Here is a 15374-nt window from a genome sequence, read left to right on the forward strand (position 1 = left end):
CGGGCGGACGGACGCCCGCTTCGGTGCGGTCGTCGTCGTGAGGTAAAGTGCTGTTCGCGCGATCACGCGGTTCACCGCGCGAGAGGCACCGGGACGTGGCGCAGCTTGGTAGCGCACTTGACTGGGGGTCAAGGGGTCGCAGGTTCAAATCCTGTCGTCCCGACTTGCGAAGTAGCAGGTCGGAGGTCATTTCCAGTTCATTGGAAATGGCCTCTTCGTCGTTCTTGGGACCGGATGGGGACCCGGAGCGGCGAAGTCGATCGTCACCCTTCCATGTCCGCAGATTCGCAGAGCCGGTCCTACTGGTGGCCCGGTCTGGGCGATTAGATGCGATATGTGCTTGATCTTACTTTTTCTGCTCTTTAGTCTTCTCCGGGAGGAAGTGCTGCGAGGTCCGAGTCCCGTGCCACTGTCCGGAATCGAGGTGTGGAGCGCGTGCACGCGAGGTACGGCTGCCGGCCCGTTCAGGGGCAGAAGGGACGTCGCAGAGGGACGCGATGGCTGCGGGCGTTCGCCGTACTGCCGTTGCTGGCGTCGGTGCTAGCCGCTTGCGGCAGTGACGAGGGCTCAGGTAGGCCCACGCTCAACTGGTACAACTTCCCCGACGACTCCGGTGCGCTCCAGAAGGCGGCCGACCGGTGCAGCCAGGCGTCGGGCGGCCGCTACAGGATCAGCTACAACAAGCTCCCGCGTGCCGCGGACGGCCAGCGCCAGCAGCTGGTCCGCAGACTCGCCGCCGAGGACGATTCGCTCGACATCCTGGGCCTGGACGTCACCTGGGCGGCGGAGTTCGCCGAGGCACGCTGGATCCGGGAATGGACGGGGACGGCGAGGCGGCGGGCCGTAGCGGGCACCCTGCGCGTACCGCTGCAGACCTCGACCTGGAAAGGCAAGTTGTACGCCGTCCCGTACAACACCAACACCCAGCTCCTGTGGTACCGCAAGGACCTGGTGCCCACCCCACCCAGGACCTGGGCCGAGATGCTGGACATGGCCGGCGCTCTCGCCCGGCAGGGCAAACCGCACTTCGTGGAGATCCAGGGCGCCCAGTACGAGGGCCTGACCGTCTGGTTCAACACGCTGATCAACAGTGCGGGCGGCTCCATCCTCAACGCGAGCGCGACCGAGCCTTCGCTCGGTCCTCCTGCCGTGCGGGCCGCCGGGATCATGCGTGATCTGGCGAAGTCCCCGGCCGCGGACCCCTCCCTGCCCAACCAGATGGAGGATCAGAACCGTCTCGCCATGGAGTCGGGGACGGCCGCGTTCGAGCTCAACTACCCGTTCGTCTATCCGTCGATGAAGGCGAACAACCCCGCACTGTTCAAGAACTTCCGCTGGGCGCCGTCCCCCCGGGTCGACCCGAACCGCCCGGCACGGCCCACCATCGGCGGCATCGACCTGGCGGTGAGCGCTTACTCGCGCCACCCCGACCTGGCCTTCGAGGCGGCGCTGTGCCTGCGCAACCGGGAGAACCAGCTGACCGCCGCGCTCGAGGGCGGTCTGCCGCCCACCCTGCGCGCCCTGTACGACGAGCCCGCGTTCATGAAGGAGTACCCCTTCTCCCAGGACGTGCTGGCCGCCCTGGAGTCGGCGAGCGTGCGCCCGATCACTCCGGTCTACCAGAACGTGTCGATCGCCGTCTCCCACACGCTGTCTCCGCCGTCCGGGATCAAACCGGTGAGCTCCGTCAACACCATCAGAGAGCAGATCGACGATGCCCTGCGATCCGAGGGTGTGATCCCGTGAACCACCTCCCACCGCAGCACTCCGCCGGCCTGCGCCGCAGCGCACGGGCCTCGTCCTCGGGCGGCCTGAGATGAGCACGCGGGCACAACCGGCCGGAGCACCGCCGCCCCCCGAGTCGGAGCCGGACCGGGCGGCGCTCTCGGCGGGCGCCAGGCAGGAGCGGCGACTCGGCTGGCTGCTCTGCGCGCCCGCGGTCGTCGTCATGATCGCGGTGACCGCCTACCCCATCGGATACGCCGTCTATCTGTCCCTCCAGCGGTACGACCTGCGCTTTCCCGGACGAGCGGAGTTCGTGGGCCTGAGCAACTACGGGGCGGTGCTGTCCTCCCCGTTCTGGTGGGACGCCTTCTGGGTCACGCTTTTCATCACCGCCGTGTCCGTGACGATCGAACTGGTCCTCGGCATGGGACTCGCCCTGGTGATGCACCGCACGATCTTCTGGCGCGGCACCGTCCGCACGTCGGTCCTCATTCCGTACGGGATCGTCACCGTGGTCGCCGCCTTCTCCTGGCAGTACGCCTGGACCCCGGACCTCGGATACCTCGCCGAGCTGTTGCCCAGCGGAGACGCTCCGCTGACCGAACAGTGGCCCGCCCTCTGGCTGATCGTCCTTGCCGAGGTGTGGAAGACGACGCCGTTCATGGCCCTGCTGCTGCTCGCGGGCCTCGCGCTGGTCCCCGAGGAGACCCTGAAGGCGGCCATGGTGGACGGTGCCACCGCCTGGCAGCGCTTCACCAAGATCATGCTGCCGCTGATGAAGCCGGCCATCCTGGTGGCACTGCTCTTCCGCACCCTGGACGCGTTCCGGATCTTCGACAACATCTACATCCTGACCGCGGGCGCCCAGGGGACCGGATCCGTGTCGATCCTCGGGTACGACAACCTGTTCACCGCCCTGAACCTGGGCATCGGGTCGGCGATCTCGGTCCTGATCTTCATCTGCGTCGGGATCATCGCCTTCGCCTTCGTCAAACTGTTCGGCGCAGCGGCACCCGGCGCGGAGGTGAAGCGCTGATGGCCGCGGTGGGGAAGACACATGCCCTCCGATGGGGAGTCCTGAATACGGTGGTCGTGCTGTACGCCCTGTTCCCGGTGTGGTGGATCGCCGCGCTGTCGTTCAAGGACCCCAGCACCCTGACGGACGGCAACTACATCCCCACGGACTGGACCTGGGAGAACTACCAGGGCATCTTCGAGACCTCCGAATTCACCCGTGCGCTGATCAACTCGATCGGTATCGCGCTGATCGCCACGGTGATCGCGGTCGCGCTGGGCACCATGGCCGCCTACGCGGTTGCCCGGCTGCGCTTCCCCGGCAAGCGGGTACTCATCGGCATGTCACTGCTGATCGCCATGTTCCCCCCGATCTCCCTGGTGTCACCGCTGTTCAACATCGAGCGGATCATCGGGATCTTCGACACCTGGATCGGGCTGATCATCCCGTACATGACCTTCTCCCTGCCGCTTGCGATCTATACCCTGTCGGCGTTCTTCAGGGAGATCCCCTGGGATCTGGAGAAGGCCGCCAAGGTCGACGGGGCGACGCCTGCGCAGGCCTTTCGGTTGGTCATCGCACCGCTGGCCGCGCCGGGAGTGTTCACCACGGCCATTCTCGTGTTCATCTTCTGCTGGAACGACTTCCTGTTCGCGATCTCCCTGACGTCCACCGAGTCCGCGCGCACCGTGCCTGCCGCGATCGCGTTCTTCACCGGGAGCTCCCAGTTCCAGCAGCCCACCGGATCGATCGCCGCCGCCGCTGTGGTCATCACCATCCCGATCATCGTTTTCGTCCTGTTCTTCCAGCGTCGGATCGTCGCCGGACTGACCTCCGGGGCAGTCAAGGGGTGAACGTGCCGACCGCGGCGGACAGGCCACCGGTCCGGGACGCCGACCGCGGTACCCGGACCTGGAAGGCATGAAGGCAAGGAGGCACCAGCCATGGCCGAGATCATCCTCGAGGGAGTCACCAAGCGCTTTCCCGACGGGTCCCTCGCCGTGAAGGACGTGGACCTCGAGATCGCCGACGGCGAGTTCGTGATCCTGGTCGGTCCGTCGGGATGCGGCAAGTCCACCACCCTGAACATGATCGCCGGGCTTGAGGACATCACCGAGGGCACCCTGCGCATCGGAGACCGCGTCGTCAACGACCTGGCTCCCAAGGAACGCGACGTCGCCATGGTGTTCCAGAGCTATGCCCTGTACCCGCACATGAACGTCCGGGAGAACATGGGCTTCCCGCTGCGCCTGGCCAAGGTGGACAAGGACACCATCGACGCCAAGGTGACGGAAGCCGCCCGGATCCTCGATCTCACCGAGCACCTGGACCGCAAGCCCGCCAACCTCTCGGGCGGTCAGCGCCAGCGGGTGGCCATGGGGCGGGCGATCGTCCGTGACCCCAAGGCGTTCCTGATGGACGAGCCGCTGTCCAACCTGGACGCCAAACTCCGGGTGCAGATGCGTACTCAGATCTCCCGGCTGCAGCGGAGCCTCGGCACGACCACCGTGTACGTCACCCACGACCAGACCGAGGCGATGACGCTCGGCGACCGGGTCGTGGTCATGAGGCAGGGCCTGGTCCAGCAGATCGGCACGCCTGCCGAGCTGTACGACCTGCCGCGCAACATCTTCGTCGCGGGCTTCATCGGCTCCCCGGCGATGAACTTCCTGAACGCCACTCTGGAGGACGTCTCCCTGCGTTCGTCCCTGGGCGACCTGCCCCTCGACGACCGTACGAGGCAGGCGCTGGAACGTCAGAACGCGCCCCGCGAGGTCATCGTCGGGCTGCGACCGGAGGCATTCGAGGACGTGGCCCTGTCCCACGACCGGACGGGCCCGGTCTTCACCGTCACCGTGGAGGTACAGGAGTCGCTCGGCTCCGATGTGTATGTCTACTTCACCGCGGAGGGCGGGCCGGCGACGACCGCCGAACTGGAGGAGCTCGCCAAGGACTCGGGCCTGCGCGACACCGGCGCCGACACCCACAACATCGTGGCCCGCCTGGACGCCGCCACGCGTGCCCGCGAGGGCGAACCGGTGGAGCTGCAGGTCGACATGGGCAAGGCCCACGTGTTCGACCCGGCGACCGGAGCGAACCTGACGCATCCGGTGAGGGCGGACTGACGATGGAACGAGGGTGCTCCGATGGTGCACAAGGGTCTTCGTGGGCAGTAGCCCGCGGAGGCCCCTTCTGCGTTGCCGAAGCGAGATCGAATACGCGGCCGAGCGCGTGCCCGACTGCGTAGGCTCCGCGTCGAGAGATCGTCCGCAGCGAAGGGGCACGCATGACCACCGTCTTCTCCCGGATCATGGACGGCGAGCTTCCCGCCCGGTTCGTGTGGCAGGACCCGCACGCGACGGCGTTCCTGTCCCACGCGCCGCTCACGCCAGGCCACACCCTCGTCGTGCCCCGGCAGGAGATCGACCAGTGGACCCATGCCGACGGCGAGCTGCTGGCCCACTGCATGCGGGTCGCGCAGGCGGTCGGCCAGGGTGTGCAGCGGGCGTGGGACGCGCCGCGCGCCGGACTGCTCATCGCCGGCTTCGAGGTGCCCCACCTGCACATTCACGTGGCCCCGATGTGGGGCATGGGCAACCTGAACTTCGACCACGCCAAGCCCGTTGCGGACACGGCGGTCCTTGACGAGGCCGCCGACAGGCTCCGCGTCGCCCTGCGCGAGCTCGGCTTCGAGCACGCCGTGGCGCCCGGGGCCTGACCGCCGTCGAGGCCCGGGCAGGCGGGTGACGAGGCCCGGAGGTCGCCCGCCCGTCACCCGGACCGTACGACGCCGGCCGCGCCCGGATGGTAGAAGCGGGCCATGACCAACTCGCTCATCCCTCCGGCCGGTGCCCGATGACCGCCGGCATCGACACCCCCGACCGCCGCGGCCGCACCGGACTCGACCGGACGGGCCGGGACCTGACCGGCAACCCCCGCGTCAAGGTGCGCGATGTGCGGCTCCTGTCCAGCCACTGGTACGTCGAGCGCGCCACCACCTTCGACTTCCAGCACGCCGACGGCACCTGGCGGACCCAGCAGCGCGAGACGCACGACCGGGGCAACGGCGCGACCATGCTGCTCTACGACGCCGAACGCGAAACCGTCCTGCTCACCCGCCAGTTCCGCTTCCCGGTGTACGTCAACGGCCACCCCGACGGCATGCTGATCGAGACGCCGGGCGGGCTGCTCGACGACGATGACGAGCACCCGGAGATCGCCGTGCGGCGCGAGGTCGTCGAGGAGACCGGGCACACCATCGGCGACGTCCAGCACGTCTTCGACATCTACATGAGCCCGGGCTCGGTCACCGAGCGCGTCAGCTTCTACGCCGCCGCGTACGGCCCTTCGACCCGCACCCACGAGGGCGGTGGTCTGGACGAGGAGGGCGAGGACATCGAGATCCTCGAACTGCCCTTCCGCCGGGCCCTGGAGATGATCCGCACCGGGGAGATCGCCGACGCCAAGACCATCATGCTGCTCCAATGGGCCGCACTGGAGGGCCCGTTCGCCAAGTGACGCCCTTGACTTGAAGTGCGCTTCAAGATGAACACTCCCGTTCGTGCCCCGAATCCGGGAGCGCGAACGGGAGGGATTCATCCATGAAGTACCGCACCATCGGCACCAACCCGAGCACCCGCCGCGAGGTCAGCGTCCTCGCCCTCGGCGCGATGCTCTTCGGCTCACGGACCGACGAGGAGACCTCCTACGCCGTACTCGACCGCTATGTCGAGGCCGGCGGGACCTTCATCGACACCTCCGACAACTACGCCTTCTGGGAGGACGGCGGCCAGGGCGGACAGAGCGAGGAACTCCTCGGCCGGTGGCGGCGCAGCCGCGGCGTCGGCGACGAGATCGTCATCGCCACCAAGCTCGGCGCCCGCCCGCTGGCCCCGGGCACCGGCTACGTCGACAACGCCGAGGGCCTGTCGGCGAAGGTGATCCGCGAGTCCGCCGAGCGCAGCCGCGACCGGCTCGGCGTGGACAGGCTGGATGTGCTCTACGCCCACATCGAGGACCGGGACGTCCCCCTCCAGGAGACCGTCGAAGGGTTCGCCGAGCTGGTCGCCGAGGGCACGGTCGGCCTCCTCGGCGTCAGCAACCACGCGATCTGGCGGGTCGAGCGGGCCCGCGCGCTCGCCGTGAAGGCGGGACTGCCCGGCTACGAGGTGCTCCAGTACGCCCACAGCCATCTGCGGCCTCGCATCGACGTCCCCGAGGGACTGTTCCCCGACGGCAGCCTCGGCCACGCCGGCCCGGAGCTGCTGAGCTATCTGCGCGCCGAACCCGGTCTGACGCTGGTCGCCTACTCACCGCTGCTGAAGGGCGCGTACACCCGGCCGGACGTCTCGCTGCCGGGCGACTTCGACCACCCGGGCACCCCGCCCCGGCTGAAGGTGCTGCGCGAGGTCGCCCGGGAGACCGGTGCCACCGTCAACCAGGTCGTCCTGGCCTGGCAGATCGGCGCCGAACTGCCGATCCTCCCCCTGGTCGGGGCGTCGTCCGTGGCCCAGCTGGAGGAGAGCCTGGCGGCCGTGGACCTGGAGCTCACCCCGGAGCAGAGGGACCGGCTCGACGCGGCCCACTGACCACCCCGGGAGTACGCTCCGAAGAGGAGCCGAAGGAGAGTGGGCCATGCCTCTGTTCCCCAACGAGCGGTCCGTCCGCACGACCCCCGAAGGTCTCCTGTGGGAGCCCAGCGAGCGCTGGGTGCGCGGCCTCAAGGGCGACGTCACCGTCGTCGACAGCCGGCACCCCGTCCTCGTGTGGGAACCCGATCTGCCCGTCCCGTGCTACGCGTTCCCACGCGAGGAGGTCCGCACGGACCTCCTGAGCCCGGCGAAGAACCCGCCTACCGGCTCGCACACGGGATCGCAGATCTTCTACGACCTTCAGGCCGACGGCAAGCACGTGGAGAACGCGGCGTGGACCTTCCCCTCCGCCGACCTCGCCGGGCACATCGCCTTCGAGTGGTTCTGGCGCTGGGGCACCGGCCTCGACCACTGGTTCGAGGAGGAGGAAGAGATCTTCATCCACCCGCGCGACCCGCACAAACGGGTGGACGCCATGCCCAGCAGCCGTCATGTGCAGGTCGAGATCGACGGCACGGTCGTCGCGGACACGCTGCGCCCGGTGCTGCTGTTCGAGACCGGGCTGCCGATCCGGTACTACGTGCCCCGCGAGGACGTCCGGCTCGACCTGTTCGAGTCCACCGACCACCACACCGGGTGCCCGTACAAGGGCACGGCCCAGTACTGGACCTGGCACGGTGACGGAGACGTCCCGCGGAACATCGTCTGGAGCTATGCCGAGCCGCTGCCCGCGGTGGGGCCGATCAAGGGGATGGTGGCGTTCTACAACGAGGCGGTGGACATCGTCGTGGACGGTGAACGCCTGAAGCGGCCGGTCACGCCCTTCACCGTGACCCTCAAGCCCTGACCGGCGGGCTCAGGTCCGCACCAGCAGCTGGAAGTCGAACGCGTACCGGGACGCGCGGTAGATGTGCGTCCCGTACTCGACCGGCCGGCCGGTGTCGTCGTACGCCGTGCGCTGCATGGTCAGCAGCGCGGCGCCCTCCTTCTCGTCCAGCCGCTGCGCCTCCTCGGCGGTGGCGCAGCGGGCGCCGACGGTCTGGCGGGCGCTGTGCAGGGTGATGCCGACGGCCCGCATCATCCGGTACAGGCCCGTCGACTCCAGCCGGGCGGTGTCGAGGTCGAGCAGGTTCGCGGGCAGGTAGTTGCAGAGGATGGCCACGGGCTGCCCGTGCGTGCAGCGCAGTCGTTCGAGGAGCGTGACCTCCGCGCCCTCCGCGATGCCGAGCGCTGCCGCGACGTCCGCGGTCGCCGGGACCCGCTCGTTGCGGACGACCTGCGTGGTCGGGCCCTGCCCGGCCGCCTCCAGGTCGTCGTAGAGGCTGCTGAGCTCCAGCGGGCGCTTGACCTGGCTGTGCACCACCTGGGTGCCCACTCCGCGCCGCCGCACCAGCAGCCCCTTGTCGACGAGCGACTGGATGGCCTGCCGGACGGTGGGCCGGGACAGGCCCAGCCGTACCGACAGGTCCACCTCGTTGCCCAGGAGGTTGCCCGGGGCGAGCGCCCCGTGCTCGATCGCCGCCTCCAGCTGCTGCGCGAGCTGGTAGTACAGCGGCACGGGACTGCCCCGGTCCAGGGCGAAGTTCAGCGAGTCCAGCGCGGAGGCGGACGCGGTGCGTGCGGAGCCGCGGGTCTTCGCCATGGGACGGCCTCCCTGTCAGGGGGTCAGGAGTTGCTGGGGAAACCGAGGTTGATGCCGCCGTCGGACGGGTCCGGCCAGCGCGTGGTGATCACCTTCCCCTGGGTGTAGAAGGCGATGCCGTCGTTGCCGTAGATGTGCAGATCGCCGAAGAGCGAGTCCTTCCAGCCGCCGAAGGAGTGGTAGCCGACCGGCACCGGGATCGGCACGTTCACGCCGACCATGCCCGCCTTCACCTCCAGCTGGAAGCGGCGGGCGGCGCCGCCGTCCCGGGTGAAGATCGCGGTGCCGTTGCCCCAGCGGGAGTCGTTGATCAGCTTGATGGCCTCCTCGTACGTCTCCGCACGCACCACGGCAAGGACCGGGCCGAAGATCTCCTCGCGGTAGGCGTCCGCCGTCAGCGGCACCCGGTCCAGCAGGGAGACACCGAGGAAGAAGCCGTCCTCGTGGCCCTCGACCGAGTAGCCGGTGCCGTCCACGACGACCTCGGCGCCCTGTCCGGCGGCCGACGCCACGTACGAGGCGACCTTGTCGCGGTGCTCGCGCGTGATCAGCGGGCCCATCTCGGACGCCGGGTCGTCGCCGGGGCCGATGCGCAGGTTCTTCGCTCGCTCGGCGATCTTGCCGACCAGCTCGTCGCCGGTGTCACCGACCGCGACCACGACCGACACGGCCATGCAGCGCTCGCCCGCCGAGCCGTACGCGGCGTTGATCGCCTGGTCGGCGGCGAAGTCCAGGTCGGCGTCCGGCAGGACCAGCATGTGGTTCTTGGCGCCGCCCAGGGCCTGCACCCGCTTGCCGTGCTCGACCGCCTTGAGCTGGATGTACTTCGCGATCGGCGTGGAGCCGACGAAGGAGACCGCCTCGATGTCCGGGTGCTCGAGGAGCCGGTCCACGGCGACCTTGTCGCCCTGCACGACGTTCAGCACACCCTCCGGCAGCCCCGCCTCGGTGGCCAGCTCGGCGAGCCGGTACGACGCCGACGGGTCCTTCTCGGACGGCTTCAGCACGAAGGTGTTGCCGCACGCGATGGCCAGCGGGAACATCCACATCGGCACCATGGCGGGGAAGTTGAACGGCGTGATGCCGGCGACCACGCCCAGCGGCTGCCGGATCGAGGCCACGTCCACCCGGGTCGACACCTGCGTCGACAGCTCGCCCTTCAGCTGCACGGAGATCCCGCAGGCCAGCTCCACGATCTCCAGACCGCGCGCGACCTCGCCGAGGGCGTCGGAGTGCACCTTGCCGTGCTCGGCGGTGATGAGTTCGGCGATCTCGTCGCGGTGGGCGTCCAGCAGCTCGCGGTACTTGAACAGGATCGCGGTCCGCTTGGCCAGGGACGACTGGCCCCAGCTCTCGAACGCGGCCTTGGCGGAGGCGACGGCGGCGTCGACCTCCTCGACGGTCGCGAAGGCGACCTGCTTCTCCTGGGCGCCGGTGGCCGGGTTGTAGACGGGGCTGAAGCGGCCGGAGGTGCCCTCGACCGGCTTGCCGTCGATCCAGTGGGTGATGGTCTTCATGGTGCGAAAGTGCCTTTCGTAAGGGGGAGTTCAGAGGTGACGACGGCGTCCGGCGACGTGCTGGTCGTAGCGTTCGCGGGCCTCGACGGCGGCCTCGCGGTCGGCGACCTCGGCCACGGGCACGTCCCACCAGGCCTCGGGGCCCGGGGAGGTCGGGTTCAGGATGTCCGTCTCGACGTACACACAGGTCGGCCGGTCGGAGGCACGGGCCTTGGCCAGCGCCTCGCGCAGCTCGCCCACCGTCTTGGCGCGCAGCACGTCCATGCCGAGGCTGGCCGCGTTGGCGGCGAGGTCGACCGGGAGCGCGGCGCCGGTGAAGGTGCCGTCGGCGGCCCGGTAGCGGTAGTCGGTGCCGAAGCGCTCACCGCCGACCTCGTTCGACAGCCCGCCGATGGAGGCGTAGCCATGGTTCTGGATCAGGACGATGTTGACCGGCAGCCCCTCCTGGACCGCGGTCACGATCTCCGTCGGCATCATCAGATAGGTGCCGTCGCCGACCAGCGACCACACTGCGACGTCCGGGGCGGCCTGCTGGATGCCGATCCCGGCCGGGATCTCGTAGCCCATGCAGGAGTAGCCGTACTCCAGGTGGTACTGGCGCGGCGAGCGGGCCCGCCACAGTTTGTGCAGGTCGCCGGGGAGTGAACCGGCCGCGTTGATCACCACGTCGTCGTCGCCGACGACCGCGTCCAGCGCGCCCAGCACCTGGGTCTGCGTCGGTACGGCCGTCTCGTCGTCGGCGCGGTAGGCGGCCTCGACGACCTCGTCCCAGCGCTCCTTGCCCGCGCGGTACTCCGCCTCGTAGGCGGCCTCCACGCGATGGCCGGAAAGCGCCTCCGTGAGGGCGGTGAGCCCGGCGCGCGCGTCGCAGACCAGCGTCCGCGCGGCGAGCTTGTGCGCGTCGAAGCCGGTGATGTTGAGGTTCAGGAAGCGCACGTCCGGGTTCTGGAAGAGCGTGCCCGAGGCGGTGGTGAAGTCCGTGTACCGCGTGCCGACACCGATCACCAGGTCCGCGGCGCGCGCGATGTCGTCGCTGACCGAGGTGCCCGTGTGGCCGATGCCGCCGAGGTCGGCCGGGTGGTCGTGGCGGAGGGAGCCCTTGCCGGCCTGGGTGGAGGAGACCGGGATCCCGGTGGCCTCGACGAAGGCCTTCAGCGCCGCCTCGGCCTCGCTGTGGTGGACACCCCCGCCCGCCACGATCAGCGGGCGCCGGGCGGCGCGGATCGCCTCGACGGCCGTCGCCAGCTCGACCGGGTCGGGCGCGGGACGCCGCACGTACCAGACGCGGTCGGCGAAGAACTCCTGCGGCCAGTCGTACGCCTCCGCCTGCACGTCCTGGGGGAGGGCCAGCGTCACCGCGCCGGTCTCGGCCGGGTCGGCCAGCACGCGCATGGCGTTCAGCGCCGACGGGATCAGGGCCTCGGGGCGGGTGATCCGGTCGAAGTAACGGGAGACCGGACGCAGGGTGTCGTTGACCGAGACGTCCGCCTCGGTGGGGTGCTCCAGCTGCTGGAGCAGCGGGTCCGGGGCGTGCGAGGCGAAGTAGTCGCCGGGGAGCAGCAGGACCGGCAGCCGGTTGATGGTGGCGAGCGCGGCACCGGTGACGAGGTTCGTCGCGCCCGGACCGATCGACGTCGTCACGGCCTGCGCGGAGAGCCGGTTCAGCTGACGGGCGTGGCCCACGGCCGCGTGCACCATGGACTGCTCGTTGCGGCCCTGGTGGTAGGGCATGACGTCCTCGCCCGCCTGGAGGAGTGCCTGCCCGAGGCCGGCCACGTTTCCATGGCCGAAAATGCCCCAGGTGCCGGCGATCAGCCGGTGCCGTACGCCGTCGCGCTCGGTGTACTGGGCGGACAGGAACCGCACCAGCGCCTGGGCGACGGTCAGACGGACGGTGGATGGGCTCATCGGGGACCTCACTGGGACGGAGCGGTGTAGAGGGGGAGACGGGGGTCGACGGGCTGGTCCGGCCAGGTGCCGCGGACCCAGGCGTGATCCGGGTGGTCGCAGATCAGCCAGGCGCGCTCGGCCTCGGGGCCCGCCATGACGTTGAGGTAGTACATGTGGTGCCCCGGCACGGCCATCGAGGGCCCGTGCCAGCCGTCGGGGATCAGCACGACGTCGCCGCCGCGCACCTCCGCGAGGACGTCGGTGTTCCGGCCGTGGCCGGACGGGGAGACCCGCTGGTAGCCGAGGCCGGGGATGCCCTCGTGGTCGGCGAACTCGAAGTAGTAGATCTCCTCCAGCACCGACTCCTCGCCGGGCCGGTGCTCGTCGTGCTTGTGCGGCGGGAAGGAGGACCAGTTGCCGCCCGGCGTGATGACCTCGACCGCGATGAGCTTGTCGCACTCGAAGACCCCGGCCGCGCCGAAGTTGTTCACCTGCCGGCTGCTGTTACCCGTGCCGCGCAGTTCCACCGGCACCGAGGAGGCCGGCCCGTAGCGGGCGGGCAGCCGGCGCGAGCAGCGGGCGCCGGTCAGCGCGAACCTTCCGCCCGCGGCCGACGACACGGTCGCCCGGGAGTCCCGGGGCAGGTAGGCGAAGTCGGTGACGCCGCTGAACACGCCCTCCCTGCCCGCCAGTTGAAAGACGTCGTGGCCGAAATCGTCCGTCGCCCCGACCGTGCAGCCACCGTTCAGCGGCAGCACGATCCACTCGCTGTCGCCGGTCTCGAAGGTGTGCGAGCCGCCGGGCGGCAGCTGGAGCACCTTCAGGCTGGAGTAGCCCCAGCCGGCCTTCTCGGGCGTGACGTCCACGACGTAGGGGCCGTCGAGCGCCTTACCCGCAGGAAGGTGATACGTCATCGTGTTCCTCCGCGTCACAGTGCGTGTCACAACAGGCCGACGGCCGTGTCCACCGCCGTCTCCACACTGCCCTCGGCCGGGTAGAGCAGCGAGCGGCCGACGACCATGCCCTGGACGGTGGGCAGCCGCAGCGCCTTGCGCCAGCGCTCGTACGCGCCCTCCTGGTCGCCCCCGACCTCGCCGCCCAGCAGGACGACGGGGAGCGTGGACGTCTCCAGGACCTCGGCCATGTCGTCCGGGTCGTCGGTGACGGGCAGTTTCAGCCAGGTGTAGGCCGAGGTGCCGCCGAGGCCGGACGCGATGGCTATCGACCGGGTGACGGCCTCGGCGGACAGGTCGTTGCGCACCCTGCCGTCGACGCGCCGGGAGATGAACGGCTCGACGAACAGCGGCAGCCGCAGCTCCGCCATGGCGTCTATGGCACGGGCCGTGGACTCCAGGGTGGTCAGCGAGCCCGGGTCGTCGTAGTCGATACGGACCAGCAGCTTGCCCGCGTCGAAGCGCAGCCGGGCGATGTCCTCGGCCCGGTGGCCGGTGAAGCGGTCGTCCATCTCGAAGGACGCGCCCGCCAGGCCCCCGCGATTCATGGACCCCATGACAACCTTGTCCTCGAGGACGCCGAGCAGCAGCAGGTCCTCCAGGATGTCCGCCGTGGCCAGTACTCCGTCGACGCCGGGCCGGGAGAGCGCGGTGCAGAGACGTTCCAGCAGATCGGCCCGGTCGGCCATCGCCAGGCGCCGGTCGCCCACGCCGAGGGCACCGCGGGCCGGGTGGTCGGCGGCCACGATCATCATGCGGCCGCTGTCGCCGATCAGCGGGCGGCGCACCCGGCGGGCTGCGGCCTCCGCGATCGCCTCGGGGTGCCGGGCTCTGACCGCGGTGAGGTCGGGGATGCTGATGCTCAAGGAAAGCTCCGTTCAGGGGTGGCTGGGGCGGCCGTCACGACGCCTGTGCGAGGAGGGCCTCGACCTCGGCCCCGGTGGGCATCGCGGAGGAGCAGGCGAGGCGGGAGGCGACGAGTGCGCCGGCGGCGTTGGCGTACCGCATGACCTTCTCCAGCTCCCAGCCGGACAGCAGCCCGTGCACCAGCGAGCCGCCGAAGGCGTCGCCCGCGCCGAGTCCGTTGGCGACCTCGACGGGCACCGGCGGCACCTCGGCCTCGGTGCCGTCCCGGTGCACCGCCAGCACGCCCTTGGGGCCCTGCTTGACGACCGCCAGCTCCACGCCGGCCGCCAGCAGTGCCTCGGCGCACGCGCGGGGCTCACGGACCCCGGTGGCGACCTCGCACTCGTCGAGATTGCCGACGGCGACCGTGGCGTGCCGCAGAGCCTCGGCGTAGTACGGGCGGGCCTGGTCGGGGTCGCGCCAGAACATGGGGCGCCAGTCGAGGTCGAAGACCGTGGTGCCCGCCTTGTCACGCGCCTTGAGGGCGGCGAGCGTGGCGGAGCGGCTCGGCTCCTCGCTCAGGCCGGTGCCGGTGATCCAGAAGACCCGGGCCGAACGAACTGCCCAGTAGTCGAGCTCGTCGGAATGTATCTCCAGGTCAGGAGCCTTAGGCTGCCGGTAGAAGTAGAGCGGGAAGTCGTCCGGAGGGAAGATCTCGCAGAACGTCACCGGCGTCGGGTAGGCCGCGACCGGCGTCACCCAGCGGTCGTCGACGCCGAAGCCCTTGAGGGCTTCGTGCAGGTAGGCGCCGAACGGATCGTCGCCGGTGCGTGTGATCACGGCGGTGTCGCGGCCGAGCCGGGCGGCGGCCACCGCGACGTTCGCGGCGGAGCCTCCGAGGAATTTGCCGAACGTCTCCACCTGCGCCAGGGGGAGGCCGGACTGCAAGGGGTAGAGGTCGACTCCTATTCTTCCCATCGTGATCAAGTCGAAGGACTTGGCTGACTCGGCCATGCGTGACGCTCCTAGAGCTGGACAGGGGTTGCGGGTCCCAAGCGGCCTGCCGCCTCCCAGGTGTAGGACGTGAAGGCCGACGCTGTCAATAGTTTGTACTTACATTCGGACCTGAGTGTGAAATGATGTCTTAACAAAGTATTGACAGCGGGCGCATCTAGGGATTGGATCCCGTCCCAG

14 protein-coding genes and 1 tRNA gene are annotated in these 15374 nt (G+C 69.7%); 9 read left to right on the forward strand and 6 right to left on the reverse strand.

Annotated elements, in window-relative coordinates; translation table 11 throughout:
• Nucleotides 1-89 precede the first annotated feature (89 nt).
• From PGH47_RS36945 to PGH47_RS36985, 9 genes are all read left to right on the forward strand, one after another.
• Nucleotides 90-163: transfer RNA gene (locus tag PGH47_RS36945), tRNA-Pro, on the forward strand.
• A gap of 272 nt (nucleotides 164-435) precedes the next feature.
• Entirely contained in the window at nucleotides 436-1746 is a 1311-nt protein-coding gene (locus tag PGH47_RS36950) for an ABC transporter substrate-binding protein (RefSeq protein ID WP_271667046.1), read from the forward strand.
• A 70-nt stretch (nucleotides 1747-1816) separates the two neighbouring features.
• Complete coding sequence (locus tag PGH47_RS36955; protein ID WP_271667047.1) at nucleotides 1817-2761, forward strand: carbohydrate ABC transporter permease; 945 nt, start codon at nucleotides 1817-1819, stop codon at nucleotides 2759-2761.
• On the forward strand, nucleotides 2761-3594 hold the full coding sequence (locus tag PGH47_RS36960) for a carbohydrate ABC transporter permease (RefSeq protein WP_271667048.1): 834 nt from the start codon (nucleotides 2761-2763) through the stop codon (nucleotides 3592-3594). The genes PGH47_RS36955 and PGH47_RS36960 overlap by 1 nt, the downstream gene beginning before the upstream one ends.
• Nucleotides 3595-3684: 90 nt before the next feature.
• A complete protein-coding gene (locus PGH47_RS36965; protein WP_271667049.1) occupies nucleotides 3685-4866 on the forward strand; it encodes an ABC transporter ATP-binding protein in 1182 nt (393 codons plus the stop codon).
• 161 nt (nucleotides 4867-5027) lie between these two features.
• Nucleotides 5028-5459, forward strand: coding sequence for an HIT family protein (locus tag PGH47_RS36970; protein ID WP_271667050.1), 432 nt, complete (start codon nucleotides 5028-5030; stop codon nucleotides 5457-5459).
• Between the two features lie 137 nt (nucleotides 5460-5596).
• The gene (locus PGH47_RS36975) at nucleotides 5597-6259 is read left to right on the forward strand and encodes an NUDIX domain-containing protein (protein WP_271667051.1); all 663 of its coding nucleotides are present in this window, start codon (nucleotides 5597-5599) and stop codon (nucleotides 6257-6259) included.
• Between the two features lie 83 nt (nucleotides 6260-6342).
• Nucleotides 6343-7329, forward strand: coding sequence for an aldo/keto reductase (locus tag PGH47_RS36980; RefSeq protein ID WP_271667052.1), 987 nt, complete (start codon nucleotides 6343-6345; stop codon nucleotides 7327-7329).
• Nucleotides 7330-7375: 46 nt separating this feature from the next.
• Nucleotides 7376-8179, forward strand: coding sequence for a DUF427 domain-containing protein (locus PGH47_RS36985; RefSeq protein WP_271667053.1), 804 nt, complete (start codon nucleotides 7376-7378; stop codon nucleotides 8177-8179).
• 9 nt (nucleotides 8180-8188) lie between these two features.
• Here the strand turns inward: PGH47_RS36985 and PGH47_RS36990 are convergent, their stop codons facing one another.
• Genes PGH47_RS36990 through iolC form a run of 6 tightly spaced genes read right to left on the reverse strand, consistent with a single transcriptional unit; the run spans nucleotide 8189 to nucleotide 15194 of the window.
• The gene (locus PGH47_RS36990) at nucleotides 8189-8974 is read right to left on the reverse strand and encodes a GntR family transcriptional regulator (RefSeq protein ID WP_093865545.1); all 786 of its coding nucleotides are present in this window, start codon (nucleotides 8972-8974) and stop codon (nucleotides 8189-8191) included.
• Nucleotides 8975-8997: 23 nt separating this feature from the next.
• The gene (locus PGH47_RS36995) at nucleotides 8998-10491 is read right to left on the reverse strand and encodes a CoA-acylating methylmalonate-semialdehyde dehydrogenase (RefSeq protein ID WP_271667054.1); all 1494 of its coding nucleotides are present in this window, start codon (nucleotides 10489-10491) and stop codon (nucleotides 8998-9000) included.
• A 30-nt stretch (nucleotides 10492-10521) separates the two neighbouring features.
• Nucleotides 10522-12399, reverse strand: a complete 1878-nt coding sequence (gene iolD, locus PGH47_RS37000) for a 3D-(3,5/4)-trihydroxycyclohexane-1,2-dione acylhydrolase (decyclizing) (protein ID WP_271667055.1) — start codon at nucleotides 12397-12399, stop codon at nucleotides 10522-10524.
• A gap of 8 nt (nucleotides 12400-12407) precedes the next feature.
• Nucleotides 12408-13295 carry a 5-deoxy-glucuronate isomerase gene (gene iolB / locus PGH47_RS37005; protein WP_271667056.1) on the reverse strand — a complete coding sequence of 296 codons (888 nt, stop codon included), beginning with the start codon at nucleotides 13293-13295 and terminating at the stop codon, nucleotides 12408-12410.
• A 26-nt stretch (nucleotides 13296-13321) separates the two neighbouring features.
• On the reverse strand, nucleotides 13322-14200 hold the full coding sequence (locus tag PGH47_RS37010) for a Cgl0159 family (beta/alpha)8-fold protein (RefSeq protein WP_125526175.1): 879 nt from the start codon (nucleotides 14198-14200) through the stop codon (nucleotides 13322-13324).
• A gap of 34 nt (nucleotides 14201-14234) precedes the next feature.
• Nucleotides 14235-15194, reverse strand: coding sequence for a 5-dehydro-2-deoxygluconokinase (iolC, locus tag PGH47_RS37015; protein WP_126898886.1), 960 nt, complete (start codon nucleotides 15192-15194; stop codon nucleotides 14235-14237).
• Nucleotides 15195-15374 lie beyond the last annotated feature (180 nt).

The organism is Streptomyces sp. HUAS 31, from assembly GCF_028198125.1.
GTDB classification, from domain to species: Bacteria; Actinomycetota; Actinomycetes; order Streptomycetales; family Streptomycetaceae; genus Streptomyces; species Streptomyces chartreusis.

What these genes read in the sequence shown, in the direction of transcription:
- PGH47_RS36985 (WP_271667053.1), top strand. Translation starts at nt 7,376, where the DNA reads ATGCCTCTGTTCCCCAACGAGCGGTCCGTCCGCACGACCCCCGAAGGT.
- PGH47_RS36960 (WP_271667048.1), top strand. Translation starts at nt 2,761, where the DNA reads ATGGCCGCGGTGGGGAAGACACATGCCCTCCGATGGGGAGTCCTGAAT.
- PGH47_RS36995 (WP_271667054.1), bottom strand. Translation starts at nt 10,491, where the DNA reads ATGAAGACCATCACCCACTGGATCGACGGCAAGCCGGTCGAGGGCACC.
- PGH47_RS36955 (WP_271667047.1), top strand. Translation starts at nt 1,817, where the DNA reads ATGAGCACGCGGGCACAACCGGCCGGAGCACCGCCGCCCCCCGAGTCG.
- PGH47_RS36970 (WP_271667050.1), top strand. Translation starts at nt 5,028, where the DNA reads ATGACCACCGTCTTCTCCCGGATCATGGACGGCGAGCTTCCCGCCCGG.
- iolB (WP_271667056.1), bottom strand. Translation starts at nt 13,295, where the DNA reads ATGACGTATCACCTTCCTGCGGGTAAGGCGCTCGACGGCCCCTACGTC.
- PGH47_RS36980 (WP_271667052.1), top strand. Translation starts at nt 6,343, where the DNA reads ATGAAGTACCGCACCATCGGCACCAACCCGAGCACCCGCCGCGAGGTC.
- PGH47_RS36990 (WP_093865545.1), bottom strand. Translation starts at nt 8,974, where the DNA reads ATGGCGAAGACCCGCGGCTCCGCACGCACCGCGTCCGCCTCCGCGCTG.
- iolC (WP_126898886.1), bottom strand. Translation starts at nt 15,194, where the DNA reads ATGGCCGAGTCAGCCAAGTCCTTCGACTTGATCACGATGGGAAGAATA.
- PGH47_RS36965 (WP_271667049.1), top strand. Translation starts at nt 3,685, where the DNA reads ATGGCCGAGATCATCCTCGAGGGAGTCACCAAGCGCTTTCCCGACGGG.
- PGH47_RS36975 (WP_271667051.1), top strand. Translation starts at nt 5,597, where the DNA reads ATGACCGCCGGCATCGACACCCCCGACCGCCGCGGCCGCACCGGACTC.
- iolD (WP_271667055.1), bottom strand. Translation starts at nt 12,399, where the DNA reads ATGAGCCCATCCACCGTCCGTCTGACCGTCGCCCAGGCGCTGGTGCGG.